Source organism: Acidobacteriota bacterium (assembly GCA_038040445.1).
Taxonomy (GTDB): Bacteria; Acidobacteriota; Blastocatellia; order UBA7656; family UBA7656; genus Onstottus_A; species Onstottus_A frigus.
In genome coordinates, this window is sequence record JBBPIG010000019.1 from 64,175 (window position 1) to 82,330 (window position 18,156).

Genomic DNA, 18,156 nt, shown 5'->3' on the forward strand with positions numbered 1-18,156 from the left:
AGATCATTGCTAGTCAAATTCACCCGATCACAATGCAAGGAATCTCGAGCTTCCTCAATGAGCAAGAAGAATCGCACTCGCCCTAAGAAAGCCGAACGGCAGCAGTCCAAATCAGCGACGACGTTGACCCGCAATTGGATTATCGGGTTGATCCTGGGAGTAACCTTCTTAGCCTTTTCCAATTCGATATTGAATGGCTTCGCCTACGACGACACCACTCAGATATTGAACAACCCCTTCATTCGCGACCTCGGAAACGTTCCGAAAGCCCTGGTCACCGAAGCCTGGTATTGGCGATCGCAGCAAGACCAGGATCCAAACCAGCAAGACAAACCGTCGACCCCATACTATCGCCCGGTTGTAATGGTCTACCTGATGATTCTGTGGAAGCTCTTCGGGACCTCAGCCCCAGGATGGCATTTGTTTAGCATAATGCTGCATACACTGGCCGCGTACTTCGTGTTTTTGTTGTTCGAAAAAGTCACCAGGGACTTGCGGCTTTCAGCGATCGCCTCGTTGCTGTTTGCGGTGCACCCGTTTCGCAGTGAATCTGTAGCCTGGGTGAGCGGAGTGACTGACCCGCTGCTGGCTGTCTTTGTCTTGCCGTCCTTGTATCTCTACATGCGTTACCGCGAGGAGCGGAACACGAAGCTTCTTGCGGGTTCGCTTGGGCTCTTTCTTCTTGCAGCATTCACCAAGGAGCCCGCGGTCGCGCTGCCGATCTTCATCGGCGCCTATGAGCTGTTCATAATCAATCAGGACCAGAGCGTGCGCGCCAGGATCAAACCTGCCGCCAAATACACGGTGTGTTTTCTCGTTGTCTCGGCGGCTTACTTCGGGGCGAGATACTACGCGCTGGGGTTTGCGCTCAATAACAGCGGTTTCAAGTCATATCCCGTTTACCAGATCCTGCTGACGATCCCGTTGGTCATTTGGAAATACATCGGGCTTCTGATCTGGCCCGTTGATCTGACGCTCTTCCACGCGACCTATATGGTCAACAGCCCGCTCGAGCTTAAGTTTATCTTGCCTTTCGTGGGGCTGATCGGTCTGGCATTTGGGCTATGGCAATTGCGAAGGTCAACGGTCGCGCGATTCGGCATTCTGTGGTTCGGCATCAATCTGCTCCCGGTGCTGAACCTGAGCGCGTTTGTCGAAGACTTTTTGGTGCAGGAGCGCTACGTTTACCTTCCGTCAATCGGATTTTCGCTGCTCGTGGCTATGGCGCTGACAAAGATCCCCATCGAGAAATGGCTTCCGCTCGGAAATCGCCGGACGGCGCAAACCGCTGGGGCGGCTCTATTGATTGCCTTGCTTGGTGGAAAAAGCCTGGCCCAAAACACGGCTTGGAAGGATGATCTGACGATCTGGTTTAGTGGAGTCGAGACAGCTCCGGAGCAGGAGATGCCGCACTACATTCTTGCCCACAAGCTCATCGCCCGGGGCGATTACGCAAAGGCCAGAGAGGAACTCGAAGCTTATATGAAGCTGAATCCCGAAAACCTGATCGTCATAGGCAACCTCGCGGCAGTCTACGTGCTGTTGTGCCAGCAACAGGCGTCGGCAAGCCCGACCGCTGTTGACCGCGCTCCCCTCGACCGAGCGCTGGCGCTTTGTGAGAAGGGCTTGCTTATCAATAAGGACTTTCCGCCGTTGTGGGACACGCTCGGCAGCATACATACCTTCGACACCGGGCTGAAGAACTACGACCGAGCCATCGCGTGCTTTCAGCGTGGGCTGAGCTACAACGCAAACAACGCTATGATTAACTTTCACCTCGGCGCGACGCTCGTCAAGAAAGGCAACGACAACGAGGGTATGAGGTTTCTGAAAACTGCGCTCGAGCTGGAGCCCAACATCATCGACGCCCATAAGTTCCTGGCACACATCTACGAAGCCAGGGGACAGATCAAAGAAGCGATTGATGAGCTAAGCATCTATTTGCAGCGTCAGCCGAACGCGCCCGACGCCTTAAAGGTGAGTAAGGATGTTCAAGATATGCGCGCGCGGTTGCAAACCCAATCGCCGCAAAGCTGAACGGGTTAAGAGTTTCGGGCTCAGGGTTCAGGGTTCAGGGTTTCTGGTTTCTGGTCTTGGTCCGATTAGATTTCAGGGCTCTGTACTACCAATAGCCCAATCGCGAAACTGAAGCCGAACCTGAACCGAGAAATGAGAAACCAGAAACTCTGAACCCTGAACTCTGAACCCTGAACCCTGAACCCTGAACTCTGAACCCTGAACTCTGAACCTTTACTTTTTGACCGCATCCTTGAGAGCGGCCTCTATGGCTTGTTTCAAGGCTTCGCGGGTTTTCTCCCGTGCAAGCTTCCCGTTGATGAACACAGTAGGTGTCGAATCCACTCCGATCTTGTCCCCGTCGGCCATATCGCGCTTCACCCGGTCGGAGAACTTCCCCGAATCCAGCGCGGCATCAAACTTTTTTCGATCGAGCCCTGACTGGCTGGCGTACTCCTTGAGCTTCTCGACTTCGAGGGCCCTCTGATTCGTAAACAGGATTGTCACGTACTCCCAGTACTTGCCCTGTTCTCTCGCAGCCTCAGCGGCCTCGGCAGCTTTGAAGGCATGTTTGTGCATATCAAGAGGGAAGTGGCGCGCCACAAGTTTTACCTTGTCGCCGTACTCCTTCGCCACTTCTTCCAACACTGCTTGTGTTGCCGCGCAACTTGGGCATTCGTAATCCGTGAACTCTACTATCGTGACCGCGGCATTGACTCCTCCCCTCCACGGCCGATCCTCGATCGCAATGTCGAACACCGGAGACTCGGGCAGCTTCAGATATACTTGTAGCGTAGCTCCCTTTCTTAGCAGTTCAGCATAAGCGTCCGCCGCCCTGGCCTGCTCGCGGTTCTGCAAGTACTCCATGATCTGCGGCCGCAATTTGTCGAAGCCGCCTTCCAACCTGCTCTTATTCTCTTCGTAGAATTTGAGAGCGACCTCCTCAGTCACCGGCTTGAGCCTGGGCAGCACATCGGCCTCGAACAAAGCCTCGCTGGTAATATTTCTTTTCTTGGCTTCCTCGGCTAGAAGCAGGTCGTTGATCTTCACGTCAAGCGCGGTCTTGCGCAGGTAGTAGACTTGTTCCTGAACGCTGAATATCAGCGGTTTCAACGCGTCCTCCACATCACCCGATGTGATACGTTTGCCGTTGACGGTCGCAAATACACGCGCGCGGCCGGCATCGGTTTCCGGCGGGGTAACGCTAACGGCGAGCACCTTCACCTGCGTCCCGGCGCGCAAACGGTCCGCAAGCTTTTTCGCTTCGGCCTGCTGCCGCTGGGTTCGAAGGTAGCTTATGACCTGGTCTTTGATTTCGTTGAACTCACCTTGAATCCGGCTCCTGTTCTGCTCGTAGAAGGCTCGCGCTTCAGCGTCTGTCGGCTCCTTGATCTTTTGAGAGACTTCGCGCTCGAGCAGGGCGTCAGGCGTAATACCAAGTCGCTTCGCTTCTCCCTCCAGCAGGCGGCTATTGATCTCCAGATCAAGCTGCCGCCTTCGCGCTTCGATCACCTGATTCTGTAGCTCCTGAATTCGGTCCTTGAGTCGCTCATCCACATCCTTGGCCGCGACTTTCACTCCGTTGACTACGGCGAGCACGTCCGGCGGGGCCTTCACTTCACACCCGCAATCCTCTTTCTTCTCAGCAGGCTTGGACTGCGTGGCGGGAACTGATTGGCTAGCGGCCTGCCGGGCGTCTGGGAACGCCGCGCTCGGTCGCACAACCACAACGAGCATCGCTCCAACGGCCAGTAATAGTGAGACGCTTCTCATCGAGCCTCCAAATAAACGGGTGACGATAGCTTTGAACTCGCGGCGGCTGAAGAACAGCTACGAACCCAACCGAACCGTAGCCCATTGACTCATAACCCCTGGTTCACTGTCATGCTGATCTTAGAGTTTTGCAGTTGTGCCAGCTACCTGGCAAGCGCCCAGAGCCCGCCCAGAGCCTGGATGTTACTCCCGGATTGGCAGCCCCCGCGCGCAGCCGTCAAAACGGACGCCGGTGACTCTCATCTGAGTGTAGTTGACCACGAGTAACTCATCGTTCGAGACTAGCGTTGTCAAGAACACATCGACAATTCAGTTCTTAGTGCAGATCTAGAGGCGACAGGTTTGTAGGGTTTGCTGAGATCTTACCCGCCCTCGCCGAGATATAGAGCTCGAGCGATGCAGTCTTTAGAGCTCTGTGAAGTGGGAGGCTCGAAGAGGCCAGGAGCGTTTCTCAAATTGTGCTTGCATCGCCTTTTGCGAGTGCGTATCCTGAGTGCCGCGAGACTCGTGATGAGATAGAACTCACGGGATGGCGCGCGCCTCGATCCGTGGTAGTTTTTAGACAGAAGATACCCGAAGCTAATAACCTTGTGCGCCTCCCTGTGCCCGAGCGAGGCGATAGCTTCGCTGTCCAGTCGTCTCCGGCCAGCCAACCGGCGCGCGTGCTCAGTTTGCAAGAGTGGAAGAACAAAATGCCCAAACAATCGAATGGTGATCCTCAGGATGCAATGACTACCGGGTTAACGACAGACGAAGAGAAACGGGCCAGGCTTATGGAACTGGCGAAGCTGACGACAAGGGAAAAGCTGCTGAGGATCATGAAACTAATCGGCGATGACCGCGTAGGTGACGATCAGTTGGTCGGGGCGCTGATAATCCTGGAGGGTGTGGAGCTGAAAGAGAATCAAGGGAGCTAAGTCCGTCTCGTCCCACCCCGGCTTCCGCTCAATCGAGCCCAGCCTCTTTGTCGATCCGGCAAGATGATGGCTTTGATTTTGGCAGATGCGACAGCCATCTTCACATGTGCATTGAGTAGATCTTCGACTGATACCGCGAGACCGCAAGCGCATCCTGATCAAAGTCGCTGTCGGGGGGGGGCCAGGACCGCCCGTACACTATAGCCCATACTTCACTTACTAGAAGCGCTCGCCGCTTTTGCTCGCCGCATCGGTTATCACCTTAACAAGGACCGACGCGGGCGCGAGCCCATAGGTCCGGGTCCAATAGCCGGCCGCCTCCTTACCCACGAGCACCATCGGCGTGTGATCGGTCTTATCTGAGACTGCCGCGCCGAGCGCTTTCAATACGAGGTCGATCTCGTGCTTGTTGCCGGTGACGAAGATCCATCCCGGCCCAGCTTTGAACTTCGCGGCAAATGCCTTCAGCCTCTCCGGCACGTCGATCACCGGATCGACGCTTATCGAGATCAATATTACGTCGCGGCCTACGCGATCACCCATTTCTTGCTGAACCCGGCGAAACGTAGCAGCCAGCGGCGGGCAGATCGTCGTGCAAGTCGTAAAGATGAAATTGATCGCGACCGTTTTGTCTTTCACTATGTCCGTGAAGAACTTCAGCTTCTTGCCATCCTGATCGTATACAGTCACGTCCGGAATCTGGAGCTTGATGTCCGAGCCGGGCTCCGCATTAGAAGTCGGCGAGCTGTTATCTTTCCGAGCTGAATCGCTATCGCTCTTAGTTAGTCTCAAATCCATCCCGCATTTCGGACACTTTCCTGGCTTGTTGGATTTCACATCAGGGTCCATCACGCAGTAGTAGCGGGCTGCCGTCTGTTTGGCTTGAGGTTTTTGTGCCAGCGCCAGGCTCGTGCCGGCGAGCCCGCCGATTACCAGCATGATGGAAAGCATGAGTGTAGCTGTGATTCCGACCTTCATATTCCTGCTCCTTGTTCCTGGTCTTTTCGCCGTTGTTCGGGTTTTGTCGATGATCCGGCTTCAATCCCAAGAATCTCGCGAGGGGCTTACCCTTGGCCCCGGTTGGGCCCCTCGCACATGCTTGCGGTAGTTGTCGCAGCCGCAGGCATATCGGTTCGGACGCCGGCTCTTTTCATACAACGTTGCCGGTTTCAATTCATTGCCGGTTTCGTCAAGGCCTCTTCGATGGCCGCTCTCAAGGCTGCGTAGGTTGTATCCGCAGCCCGCTTTCCGTTGATGAAGATCGTCGGGGTCCCGCTCACACCCGCTTTCATTCCGTCTTGCATATCACGCTGCACGCGCCCGGCATACTTGCTTGCCTGCAACTCCGCGTCGAACTTCTTGCGGTCGAGGCCAACCTTGCTTGCATACTCTTTGAGCTTCTCAACTCCCAGCTCTTTTTGATTTGCAAACAGCACTGCCACGTATTCCCAGTACTTGGCTTGCTCGCGCGCTGCTTCCGCGGCCTCCGCCGCTTTGAAGGCATTCTTGTGTTTCTCCAGCGGGTAATCCCTGACCACCAGCCGCACTTTGTCCGAATACTCCTTGGCTAGCCTTTCAAGAACCGGTTGAGACTGTTGGCAAGTCGAGCACTCGAAGTCAGTGAACTCGACAATGGTAACCGGCGCGTTGGCGTTTCCTTTTGACGGCTGCTCATCGGTCGCTATCTGAAGGACCGGCGGCTCGGGCTCCTTGAGATTTATTTCGATCTTCGCCCCTTGCCTCAGTCGTTCCGCAAACACAAGCTCCGCTCTTCGTTGTTCGTTCTTTTGAAGGTGATCGATTAGCTGATCCTTTAACATATCAAAGTCGCCGCCATCGATCCGGTCCTTGTTTTCCTCGTAGAACTTCGCGGCGTCCTGCTCGCTAATCTTCTTCACGTTCGGCGTCAATTCCGCTTCCACCAGCGCCTTCGCGGTTGTCTTCCGCTTCTGGGCTTCCTGCTCCAGCAATATGTCGTTGACCCTCAGCTCCAGCTCATTCTTCATGAGCGCGTACACGCGGAGTTGCACATCGTAGATCAAAGGCTTAAGCGATTCTTCCAAGTCTCCGGAGGTGATCTTCGCTCCGTTGATGGTGGCCAGCACGTTTGCGCGATCTGACTCCTTCTCCGGAGCAGTCACCTTCTCCACCAGGACTTTTACATCCGCTTCCGCTCTGAGCTTATCGGCGTACGCTTTGGCTGCCGACTCCTGCCGCTGGGCCTTCAGGTAAGCCACTATCTGCGGTTTGAAATCTTTGAACGCCCCGGGGATCCGGGCCTTGTTCTGTTCGTAGAAGGCCCGCGCTTCCGCGTCAGTCGGCTCTTGCGCCTTGCCCACAATCTCTTGCTCGATCAGCTTGGTGGGGGTGGTGCCTTTCTTCATGGCTTCAGCTTCAAGCAACCGTGAATTGATCTGCAGGTTCAACTCGCGGCGGCGTGACTCGATAACCTTTTTTTGGAGACCATCTCTTTCATCTTTGATATGGTCCGCGATCTCTTTTGCCGTGATCTTGATGCCGTTTGCGATGCCTGCCACATCGGCTGGGATGATGTTCTTTGCCTCGCAGCCGCAGTCCTCGTTCTTAATATCGGTTGCCTTTGCGGCAGGCTGTGATGCAGTTTGCTTCCCGCTTTTTGCCGGCTCCCGCGGGCTGGGAGATGCAGGAGACCCAGACTGGGCCCTGGCCACAACCGCGCTGATTATCATTGCTATGAACAACAGAAACATTCTTGTTTTCATGATCTCCTCCTGTGAATAGAGTTCGATTCTGCATTCCATCATTACTCCGCCGTAATCCATCCGCCTACGGGAATGAACTGTTTCTTATCCGTATCGACAGACACAATGTAAGCACCGAGCGCTCCGATTCGGCGATTCGGGCCGTACGAGATTCGCGGGCTCAATCCGGTGTTGAAGTTGTAGAGCCCTTCCAGCGTTTTGATCAGCTTCTCGCGGCTCAGTTCTTTCCCCGTGAGCTTCAAACCCTCCACTAAAATCTTGGCCGCGCAGTATGCCGAGATCTGGGCTGTAATCTGCTTGGGCTGAAGGTTGTGCTTTTGCGCAAGCGCCATAAACTCCGCGATCCCGTCCTTTGTTTGATCCGACGGGAGAGTCGGGAACGAGAAGAAAATCTTGTCCTTGAACTCGGGCGGAGCGTCTAGAATCTCTTTGCTGGCCAGCGAGCCGGGAATCAAGACGTACGGCGTCCATTTGAGCTTCGCGGCCTCTTTCATCATCGCCACCTCTTCGCCACCCGAACCCAGGAAGAAAATGGCATCGGCGCCGCCTTCGCTCAATTTCTTAGCCAGTTGGCCGGCGTCATATTGCTTGCGCGAATAGGTGATCTTAGAAACCAGTTTGTATGCGCGCTCCCTGGCGTGCTCTTCAATCGCCTCGCTGACTCCCTCAGGAGCGCCGCTGTCAGGCGAGACAATCGCAAGCCGAGGATTTTGTTTTTGCAGCTTGTCGCCGATGAAGTTGACCAGGGCGGTGGCTTGCTCTTTCAAGCCCGAGAACAGATAGAATGTGTGCCGATTGAAAGGAAACCCGACCTCGGGATAAAGCGTCGAGGGACCCACGAGCACCACCTCTTTGTCCTCGATAAGCGAAGCGATTTCCTTGTCCGCTCCCGCAATGAAGGCGCCCGCCATCGCGAAGACCTGCTCGGTATCAATGAACCGCTCGGCGTTTAATCTTGCAGCCCGTGGATCGGATGGCGACTGGGCGACCCGCAGCTCGATCTTGCGATTGTAAATCCCACCCTGAGCGTTGACCTCCTCGAAATAGGCTGTCAGAGCCGCCTTCATGGCCTGGCCCATTTCAGCCATGGGCCCCGGTCCCGCAACGATAGTCCCAACTCTTATGCTTGTCTCAGTCAGTCCCGGATCATTCTCCTTTCCAAGACGCTTCATGTAGGCGACGAGGTCCGCGAGATCTTCCGGCGCCATCCAGTACCTGGGCATCGTGTCGGGCAGTTTGTTTCCCGCCGGATCTGTTCCTTTGGTCACGGCCATCCCAAGCGCGCGGTCCGTGTAGGCAGGATGCTTGCGCCCACTCGCGTGCGTGACTCCATAAGACTTGGTGAGCGCTTCCCAGGTTATGTCCGAGGGGACGACCCCGCCTTCAGGATTTCCGCGGCCATCAAATCCGTGACAGTTTGCGCAGAGCATCGCCGCCGCCGGCACCTCCATCGTCCCGTCGCCCAGGTAGCAGGTTATCTCTTTGCCTGACGGACTGCTGCCTCGCAGGTAGATGAATTTCCCGCGCTTCTCCTGTTCGGTGAGCTGACCGGCTCCGGGTCCGCTCGCAGTCGTAGTGCCGATAAGCAAGAGCATCAGCATCAGCCCAACTACAAACACAATGCGCCTGATGTTCATCCTCGTCTCCCCGCCGGACTCACTTCACATCTCCGGGCTTGTCATCAACGACACTCTCTACAACCTTGATCAAATCCTCTGGCTTAGCCATCCCCATCGCTTTCTTCCAGAGTCCGGTACGCAGGTTCCCAATGATAATCACCGTCGAGTGATCGTCTCTTGATTCGACGAACGAGCCGATCTTGCGCAAAGCGAATTCGGCGTTCTCTTTCTTACCGGTGACGAAGAACCACCCCGGCCTTGCTTTGTATTTCTGGGCATAGTCCTTAAGGCGCGGCGGCGTGTCCATAGCCGGATCGACGCTGATCGATATGATGTGAACGTCTTTGCCGAGCCGGTCGCCCAGCCAGCCTTGAACTCGTTCGAGGTTCCTGCTCATCGGAGGACACACGCTCGTGCAGGTCGTAAAAAAAGTGTTGATGATAACCACTTTGTCCTTGAGCAGGTCGCTGTAGAACCGCATCGGCTTGCCGTCCTGATTGATCAGTTGAACGTCGGTGAAGTAATTCCGCGCTGGAGAATCTTTGTCGTCAGGCTGCGTGCCTTTTGATTGCGCCGCGCCGGGCAGGGCCAGGAGGCCGGCGCACGCGGCAATGGCAAGCAGGAGCAACAAGGCTCGATTGCCCGCCTGCCCGTATGATTGTCGCTTGAATAATTCATCTTTCATGTTCATCTGGTCACCTCGATTTGTTCTCCAACTCATAGCTTTCCTACGGTTTCGCGGGCATCGCCGCCTTTTCCATGCCGGCGCGCAGGATGAAGTGAGGGGTCTGGTTGTAATTAACCCTTAGCGAAGGACAGTGGACAAACACATAATACGCCCCGGGCTGCTCCGGCTTGAAGGTCACCTCGTATATCCCGTTGCCCAGTGATTGCCCCCACTGACGGTCTTGCCATTCGCCTGGGGGCCGGAACACAAGAATGCCAAAGTCCTTCAGGTCGGGTCTCGGAAGCCGGGTTGTCGAATCCGTCACCCGGAACTGCAGCTTGACGTTCTCGCCCACTTTAACTGCGGAATTCTCGATCAGCGGCTCGACATCAATCGGAAGCGCGGGTTGTTTCTTGAGCGCCGGATCTGTCTTTGCTGTCGTGCTGAAACAATGGGCGATTCGCGGGGAGTCGAGAAGGAACGCTACATCGTATTCTCCATTTGTCGGCAGCTTGATGTTGGTCGTATAAACGCCCGCCCTCACTTCACGAAGGCTCTTGTCCCACACCATCACCGCTCGCGGTTCCCTGCGATAGTTTTGAAAGCTTCCCATCGGCGCTGCCATCCCCTCAGTGTAGTAATAGATCATCTTGTCCGCCGGATTCACTACCAGCACCGAGCCGCCCTCGGGTGCGGGTACTATCACATCGGCCGTTGAGGCGCCCGGCGCCTTTTCCGCAGGCAACTGTCCGGCGGGGAATTCGAGCACCGGCACGTCTGCCTTCTTTCCAATCCCGTCCAACTGGATCAGGCTGACCTGATCACTTCCAAGCGCCCGCACGTATGCGTAGTTTTGCGTGAAGCTTATTTTGTCGGGATTCTTTCCCACCTTAATCGTGTTCACAAGGCGGTTTGTCGACGCATCAATCACCTGAACGTTATTCTCTTTGCCGTTCACCGCAAACCCATACCTTCCATCAGCGAAAAAGCGAATTGCTTTCACGCCGGGTTTGGTCGTAATCCGCGCGAGCACCTCCTGGTCAACGCCTCCGATTACGACAATCGTTCCGTCTTCTTCATTGGCTACGTACGCTGCTTTGCTCAGCGGAGACAACGCCAGCGACACCGGAAGCCCGCCTGTTTTTATGTCTTTTACTTTGGTGAGCTTTTGCACGTCGATCACCGAGAGCGTGCCATCCTGCCTGTTTGTTACGTACGCGTACCGATTGTCGCCCCTCAATGCGATCTCGTGATGTCCGGCTCCCGTCTTGATTCGTGCCGCCACCTTGAGTTCTACAGCGTCGATCACCGTTACTCCGCTCTCGCTGCCGCCGGCGTCGCTTCCCACCCACAGGTATTTCTCGTCTGGCTGAAATGCAACCCGCGTTGGTTTGGCTCCCACGTCGATATTCGCGGCGACTCTCCAGAGTGCCGTATCGATGACCGCAACCTGATTCACCAGAGGCATCGTCACGAAGAGCCTCTTCTTATCGCTGCTCAGGACCCAATCCTCGCCGGGACTATTCAGGAAGACGAGCGTAAACAGTTTGCTGCTGCCGTATCCCATCAGAGGATCAATCACCGAGATGTTAGCTTCCTGGTTTAGCGTAAGAATGAAGTAAGTATTCAAATCGATTTCAGGCCGGCTGCTGAGCGCCGACTGCAGAAATGACTGAATCTTCTGACGGCAATCCTTCGACTCGGTGAGCTTGCCAGGCGCGCGAAGGTCCATCCACGCTGACGGATGCAGATTTACCAGCGGCGTGCCGTTCCGCGACTCGGTTATCTTGAAATTCACTACCGCATCCTGGCCTTCCATCAGGTCTCTGGACTTCGCGTCTTTGTCGCCAAGCGGATCAATGGTGAACTCAACCTCTATGCCTTCGTGGACGATTTTCTGCGGCGCGCGAGTGGACGAGCCGTTCGCGGGCGATTTAGCATCCGGCTTCGCTCCATTGACGCCGGTGTTCTTCGCACCCTCCGCGGGCTCTTTCTTCTGGGCGGCCGCGCCCGCATTGGTCTGTGTTTGAGCCTCCGGCTTCGTGCTCACCTGCGCTGTTCCGGCGATCACCACCAGCGCGTATGCCAACAACAAAGTCAATGAGCAAACCGTGCGGGCGGCGCTGCCCAAGGGGTCCCGGTTTCCCGCCGTATGTCGTGTTTGACTTGTCTTCATCTCGTCGCTCCTTTTTTCTTAGTTGTCCGATACTACTGCTTACCGTGTTATGCCCTTCATATCTCTGACCGTGTTGTAAAACGACCGCACTCCTACCGGTCCGTCGTTGGCGTAATCAAGGATTGCGAGGCGCAGCTCGGATGAATCCGCGAAGGCGAACGTCGTCTTGCCGTTCTGGCGCCGTATGTCAAGAATCGGGAGATTGCGACAGCGCAGGAAGCTGGCCAGATTCAGGTCGGAGGTCTCGTATGGGCGATTTGTTTCAGGAGGGTTCATCTCCGATTCATCCTTTGCTTCATCGACCTTCATCAGGCTTCATCTGGGGGTGTCGACTCCTGCTTAATTTTCAAACGGGGCGGAACGCGGCCTGACCTGAGTCAGGCCGCGCCCGCCGTTAAATCACCGCTATTGGACCGGCGCCGGATCAAGTAGAGCCGGATCGGTTACCAGCAATGGTGAGAAGACTCTGAAGATTCCCCAGAGACCATTGTGGAATTGGAACGATTGGAAAGTGCGGTACAGGTAATCACCCGGCACCTTGAACCTTCCGCCCGCTCCATTTCTCAAAACGGCATCGAAGTGGAATGTCGCGCCGACTCCGAACTGAGCGCCTGACCACTCAGATAGCGGGTTGGCGCCGATTGTCTTCGAGCCGCCGAGGTACGGTTCCTCGCGCCACACATGACCGTGAAGTACGAACACGTTGTTGCGTCCGTGTCCGCCTGCATTCAGCACGTGGATTCGTGCTTGTTGTCCTGCCGTGGCAGTGAAGATCGGCGTTACCGGATCTTTGCAATCCATTGGCTTGATTGAAAGGCACGCAGGAATCACCGAATTCGACACCGCATTGCTGAAGTCGATGTCGCGGGTTGAGAATCCACCCGGCCCAGCTTCTCCCCCGGTGAATGGTATGTCGGGCATAAAGCCAAGTCGGAACCAGAGCGGCTCAGTTCGATAGTTGAACGCTTTCTGTGCTGTGTCCTCCACATCGTCCTTCTCGGCCACACTGGGCACAGCAGTGCCGTCTCCGAGAGTCGAGCCTTCACCGAACCTCAGGTTGACATCGGTTTGGTGCATCAGCACGAAGTCGCGGAAAGCGACATTGCCAAGCAGATCGTACACATTGGCACGCGCCCTGGAATTGGTGTCTTCCACCCAGTTATTCTTCGCGCCGAGGGGGATCTTGCCCTTCGGCAGGATTATCAGGGAACCGAATGCTCCCTTGTTGCTGTGCTTGATCGGGTCTGACGAGATCAGATTGGTCCCGCCAAACTCAATCGGAACGAGACTGCCAAACGAGGTCGTCTTGTCGATCTTGAGCTCGCCGGCGTACCACCGGTACTTGACGCTGAATCCCGGCGCCGCGGTTTGAACCGGATTGAAGCCGACGTTGAAGCCGTCACTGTTGGTCACATCGTAGAACAACAACTGCGGATGCAATCCAACATTAGTCGACGGCAGCACCTGATTGGCGTTGAACTTCTCAATCAGCATCGGCATCGTATTCCAGCCGGCCAGATCCGGCGCCGTCGCGGGCAGTTTGTTTGTGAGCGTTAAATCGATGCAGTCGCCCACGTTGGCCCTGAGAATCAAAGGCTCAATTGGAACGCCCGCCTTCAACTTGCCCGTTAGCGGATCGAGGTCCTCGCTTCTCACATACATGATCGCCGTTGGATCGTGCAGCGGTCCCTTGTGAGAGACGAGCGGGTGGTTCGGGTCTTTCAAAACGGTTAGGCGAGGATTGTAGACCAGAGTCTTCTGCGGCAGGATGTTCTTGGCCAGCACAGCCGTGACGTTTAACTGCCTCGGTGCCTGCGCCTTCAAGCACACCCCGTCGAAGTCGCCCTGGTTGCTGAGGATTGGTGCGCGAGCATTGACGTTGTTGGGCAGCACTTGCAGGTCGCCCTTTGCTCCTTTGAACACGCGCATGATTCCCCACAGTCCATTCCACCCACCGTCCACCGCCGCGCCCGGTCTGTAGAGGTAGTCGGCTGATTTTTCAGTCATCTTATTCGGCATGTTGGGAACTATGAACTCGAAGTGCTCCGATATTCCCATCATCTGAGAATTCCGGTACCCGGAGTTATTGACCGACAGCGGATCCTCGGGCGTGCCCGGCTCAAACAGCCACTTGATTCCGTGCACGGTGAAGTTGTGACCTTCTTCGTGCGCGCCTACGAGAATGCGGATTTGAACCCTGTCGTGCTCATACGCTCTCAATAGCCGCGTGAAAGGGTCGAATGCGTCTACGTCTTTGTCCACCTGGTAGAACGGCGGATACGCATTGTGCTGATTCAGATCCTCATCAACTCTTTTGATGGACCGGAAAACGTGCGAAAGGTCTCCCTGTTCACCCACCACCTGCTTGTTCGTGTGGGGATCGCGAATCCGGAGCGGGATCGGCTCGTTGCGATAGTTGACCACGAACGTGCCAGGCTCAGCAGCCGAGATGGCTTCCGGGCAGGGTGCCGGATCGCCGCCATGGCAGATAGCCAGCTTCTGGATATTAATCGGCAGAGGGGCCTCTTCCTTGGCGGGTGGATTGATCGCCCCTGCCGGATCCGGATGCGGGTTATCAACACCGCCGCCAGTGCCGGGCAGGTATGCATGTTGGAAGTCTGCGAATTCAAGCATGAACTCGCGGTAGCTGAAGGCCGTGTCCTTGGTCCAAACGTCGACGCGCCAACTGGTCGGGCCTCCATCGAGGAGTCGAGGCGGCGTCACGCCCTGACCGCCGAGAATCACGCCGGTGTCAGGATCGCGCCACGTTGAGCCTTCAGGCTCGATCACCAGACCGGCATACAAGCCGACCTGCTGGTGAGTTGATGGACCGAAGTGGTCGTGTGTGAAGACAGTGCGCAGCGTACGATCGACTTTGTTGTTGTTGAGCGTATTGTCCGCGTACCAGCGCTGAATGGTTGTCTGAGCGCCCTTGACGTGGAAAAAGGGATGCTCCTTGGGATCGAGTATTAGCTGGATTGTCGGCCCGTCACCTATGGGAGGAATTATCAATCCGCCCGTAGCGTTGATCGCCTTTATGCGCTCGATCACCTCATCGGGAGCAAGGGTCCCGTCTTCGTAGTTCCATCCATTTCCAGAACCGTCCGACGAGGTGACGTCGAACTTCACCAGGTGAATGTGCTGCCCGATGATGTCGGTTGGAGTTCTAACCTGAAAGTCGTCCAGTTCATACACGGCAGGCAACAGGTTAGTGTGGTGGAAGGTTATGCAGTCGTTGGTATTGGCACGGAAGAAGAACGGCTCCGGCGGTTTCGCGAACCCTCCGGCTGTTCCTCTGAGGTCGGCAACATCACCCCACAGCGCCAGAATGCGTTGCTGCGGGAAATGCCAGCCGGCCTTGTTCAGTCTCACGTCCAACTGAATACCGGCCGCCTTGTAGAAGCGCTCGACTCCGACAGCCTGTCCCTCGTCATTGATGCAGGGATCTGCATAGGGAGCTCCTTGCTGCGCGCCTGAAGGATTAGCCGGAGTTTTCCTGGGCAAGCCGTTGGTGATGAACTTGGCCTCCAGGCCTTCGGGTGTGAACGTCGCGTGTGACCGCTGGCCGTGATACGCCATCGCAGCCTTTTCAACAGGCTCCCCTTCTTCTTTGCGAGCCACGGCATTGGCGGTAATAAGGTTCTTGCTGAAGTCCAGCCGGTTGTGGACTTCGGTGAACGTCCCACCTGTAATGATGTGACGCGGCAGTCCGCCGTCATCCACTACGTCAAGCGGTGGAGTCGGAGGACGATGGCCGGCCACGGCAGGAATGAAGAATGGGAATCCGGGATTGCCCGTTCCCGTGATCTTAACCTGACCGTTGACGATGGATGCCTGCGCTTCAGGCAGCGGTGCCATCGGTCTGGTCGGAAGCGGCACAAGCGCCGGGATCGGCGTGCCCGCCAGTATTTCAGCATCCGGCAATGCGCGCGACCCGAATGCAGGACGTCCCTCCGCATCGAGAACCGTCCCCGATTCGAATACATCGTGGCTGCGCCAAAGCGACCACATCCCCATTGCGAAGTGCGGATAGAAGTGGCAATGGAAAATCGAATCGCCGACGACCTTATTGCGATTGCCGCTGCCGTTGTAGGTTATCTCCGTTGTGAACGCGCTGCCCGGTCCAAGCGCCTGACTGTCTAAGTATGCTGAGTTAGGATCGTCGGGCGTGTGAACCCACTGGTGAGCGTGCAGGTGATGGATGTGATGCTCCTTCGACCCGCCGTGCATAACACGGAACTTGGTGTGATCTCCAATGTACGTGTGATAGACGTTTGACGGGTCATCAGGATAAAAGGCCTTTGTTGCTTTGAATCCGAGCTTCGGGCCGCAGTTCAAATTGCCTTTCCTTATGTCTTCGATCGTGCAGGGAACGTTGGCCGGAATATCCACTACCATCGCCGGATCGCCCACCGCCCAGGACGTAAGGAAGAACTCTTCATACCTGCACTCGGTGCAATTTGCCATCGGACCTACCCCGAGGCGGTTCGCAAGAATCTCAGCTCCAATTCCTCCAGTGCCATAATTGATGGCAAACGCATCTCTGACACTGTGGAGGGTGAACTTGAGCGGGTTTTCAGGAGCGGGCTTCGGAGGATCCTCGAATTGAGGGAACGCCTGAACCGCCCCGACTTCGTCGTGGTAGATGATGGTGAATTCGCGGAACGGCTGATCGCGATCAGGTTCGACCTGAACAGCCGGATAAGTTCCCGTCGGGAACCTTCCGGCCTTCGGACCCGAGATGATCGCCGTCAAATCAGTGTGCACGATCTCAGTGCCCCTGAGCATCTTCAAAATGGGCTTGGCATCAGGAGTGAGAGCACAATCCTGCCCGTAGGGATAGCAGGCATTGTAGTTAATGATCGGGTGGCCATCAGTGGTTGTGGCCTTTGTGGCAAGCTTCAGGTCATTGGCAGTCACCTGGCTGCGATACCATTCTGCTCCGGCGGGCTGAACGTTGACCGCGCCAAAGAGTCCGGCGTTGAGCTGCCCGCCATCTCCCTCGCCGCCGGTCGTCGAGCCCATGCTGTAGAGCATGTAGCCGCCTTCACGCTCCGCATAGAACGTAAAGGTCCGGTTGCCCCCAACTGCAACGAGGCTGCTGGCGTTTTTGCCGACAAACGAACCGTCATCTGCGATGCTGTTCCTGAGTTGGAGTCCGTGCGCCCGCAGAGACACGACGCGAGTGACTACTTGTTCCTGATCAACCGGAGTAGGGTTCAAATAGTTGAAGAGGGTGACTTGCAAGCAATCGCCCACATTCATTCGAAGCACTATCGGTCGCGGACGCTTGCCGTCTCGGAGCCTGGCGTTTCCAGCGCCCAGAGGCTGACTCGATCTGGCGGCAACGACGTCCCCAGCCAGTGCGAAAATCATCCCTTGCGGCTCCACCGCTCCGAGACGATTCCAAAAGAACACCTGATCCAATGCAACGACTTTCGCCGTGACCGTGCGGCTGCAAGCAGCTGCGCCTGGCGCCGCATCAATTCCCTCTTGTGCGTTGGCAGGATCAGGAATGGCAAGAAGTGCCAGGGCGGCAAGGCTACCCAGCACGAATCGCAATAAGCGATGTTTTCTACTCATGAGCATTCCTCCTCCCTTCCATAAGGGCAGACTATTCCTGTGCACCCAGGGCCATGAGCGCCGAAATCAATGATTGTTGACTGATCCCGTCGGCCGGCGGTGAAGCAAAGCAGAACTCCGCCAACCTTCAGGCAGTGATTGAACTCGAGATATGCAGGCTTGCTCTGGCTGAGCCATCAGAGTGGCTATCTGCGGGGCCCCGAAGTCATGATTGCGGATAAACGGCGTACGGGGCGATGGATCACAGACGAAGCAAACCTTTAGCGCGTCCCGGCGCCCTCACTTGATGGCGTCGAGCCGCAACAGCCACAAGAGCAAACCATGTGCCCTCGGTCACATATTGTGAGCCCAAGATCACGCCCACAGGTGATTTTCCTTTCAAACCACGATCTGCACTTGTTGCGGTACAGTAAAGAAACAGTTGGATGCGCAACCAGCCGGTCCAGGCTCTGCGGACATTCTCGCACCAGCGTGGGTTAAACCACCCAAACACGCTACGCTCACCGCGTAATTCTCAGCGAATTTGAACCAAAGCCTGTGCGGAACGGCCGCCGCGTGATTCGGAATCTGGCTCGAGCCAGTTGGTGAAAGTCACCTGCAAGCAGTCGCCTTCATTCGCTCGAGAGCGATGGGGCCAGATTGAGCCTTCAGCTTGTGTTCGGAA

10 protein-coding genes are annotated in these 18,156 nt (G+C 56.1%); 2 read left to right on the plus strand and 8 right to left on the minus strand.

The window, feature by feature from the left end; translation table 11 throughout:
• The first annotated feature begins 57 nt into the window (after nt 1–57).
• A complete protein-coding gene (locus AABO57_19580) occupies nt 58–2,037 on the plus strand; it encodes a hypothetical protein (GenBank protein MEK6287927.1) in 1,980 nt (659 codons plus the stop codon).
• Between the two features lie 213 nt (nt 2,038–2,250).
• Here the strand turns inward: AABO57_19580 and AABO57_19585 are convergent, their stop codons facing one another.
• Nucleotides 2,251–3,789 carry a thioredoxin domain-containing protein gene (locus AABO57_19585; GenBank protein ID MEK6287928.1) on the minus strand — a complete coding sequence of 513 codons (1,539 nt, stop codon included), beginning with the start codon at nt 3,787–3,789 and terminating at the stop codon, nt 2,251–2,253.
• 458 nt (nt 3,790–4,247) lie between these two features.
• Between AABO57_19585 and AABO57_19590 the strand changes: the two genes are divergently transcribed.
• Nucleotides 4,248–4,706, plus strand: coding sequence for a hypothetical protein (locus AABO57_19590; GenBank protein MEK6287929.1), 459 nt, complete (start codon nt 4,248–4,250; stop codon nt 4,704–4,706).
• 219 nt (nt 4,707–4,925) lie between these two features.
• Here AABO57_19590 and AABO57_19595 read toward each other — a convergent pair whose 3' ends face one another.
• From AABO57_19595 to AABO57_19625, 7 genes are all read right to left on the minus strand, one after another.
• Nucleotides 4,926–5,684, minus strand: coding sequence for an SCO family protein (locus tag AABO57_19595; GenBank protein MEK6287930.1), 759 nt, complete (start codon nt 5,682–5,684; stop codon nt 4,926–4,928).
• Nucleotides 5,685–5,875: 191 nt separating this feature from the next.
• Nucleotides 5,876–7,447 carry a thioredoxin domain-containing protein gene (locus tag AABO57_19600; GenBank protein MEK6287931.1) on the minus strand — a complete coding sequence of 524 codons (1,572 nt, stop codon included), beginning with the start codon at nt 7,445–7,447 and terminating at the stop codon, nt 5,876–5,878.
• Nucleotides 7,448–7,488: 41 nt separating this feature from the next.
• Nucleotides 7,489–9,084: an ABC transporter substrate-binding protein gene (locus tag AABO57_19605; protein ID MEK6287932.1), complete on the minus strand. Its 1,596-nt coding sequence runs from the start codon at nt 9,082–9,084 to the stop codon at nt 7,489–7,491.
• Between the two features lie 19 nt (nt 9,085–9,103).
• Complete coding sequence (locus AABO57_19610) at nt 9,104–9,787, minus strand: SCO family protein (GenBank protein ID MEK6287933.1); 684 nt, start codon at nt 9,785–9,787, stop codon at nt 9,104–9,106.
• A gap of 7 nt (nt 9,788–9,794) precedes the next feature.
• Entirely contained in the window at nt 9,795–11,909 is a 2,115-nt protein-coding gene (locus tag AABO57_19615) for a cytochrome D1 domain-containing protein (protein MEK6287934.1), read from the minus strand.
• A 39-nt stretch (nt 11,910–11,948) separates the two neighbouring features.
• Nucleotides 11,949–12,218, minus strand: a complete 270-nt coding sequence (locus AABO57_19620; GenBank protein MEK6287935.1) for a DUF5659 domain-containing protein — start codon at nt 12,216–12,218, stop codon at nt 11,949–11,951.
• 96 nt (nt 12,219–12,314) lie between these two features.
• The gene (locus AABO57_19625) at nt 12,315–17,492 is read right to left on the minus strand and encodes a copper oxidase (GenBank protein ID MEK6287936.1); all 5,178 of its coding nucleotides are present in this window, start codon (nt 17,490–17,492) and stop codon (nt 12,315–12,317) included.
• Nucleotides 17,493–18,156 lie beyond the last annotated feature (664 nt).

Coding starts and splice junctions, on each gene's coding strand:
- AABO57_19580 (MEK6287927.1), top strand. CDS start 58: ATGAGCAAGAAGAATCGCACTCGCCCTAAGAAAGCCGAACGGCAGCAG.
- AABO57_19585 (MEK6287928.1), bottom strand. CDS start 3,789: ATGAGAAGCGTCTCACTATTACTGGCCGTTGGAGCGATGCTCGTTGTG.
- AABO57_19595 (MEK6287930.1), bottom strand. CDS start 5,684: ATGAAGGTCGGAATCACAGCTACACTCATGCTTTCCATCATGCTGGTA.
- AABO57_19600 (MEK6287931.1), bottom strand. CDS start 7,447: ATGAAAACAAGAATGTTTCTGTTGTTCATAGCAATGATAATCAGCGCG.
- AABO57_19605 (MEK6287932.1), bottom strand. CDS start 9,084: ATGAACATCAGGCGCATTGTGTTTGTAGTTGGGCTGATGCTGATGCTC.
- AABO57_19610 (MEK6287933.1), bottom strand. CDS start 9,787: ATGAGTTGGAGAACAAATCGAGGTGACCAGATGAACATGAAAGATGAA.
- AABO57_19615 (MEK6287934.1), bottom strand. CDS start 11,909: ATGAAGACAAGTCAAACACGACATACGGCGGGAAACCGGGACCCCTTG.
- AABO57_19620 (MEK6287935.1), bottom strand. CDS start 12,218: ATGAAGGTCGATGAAGCAAAGGATGAATCGGAGATGAACCCTCCTGAA.
- AABO57_19625 (MEK6287936.1), bottom strand. CDS start 17,492: ATGAGTAGAAAACATCGCTTATTGCGATTCGTGCTGGGTAGCCTTGCC.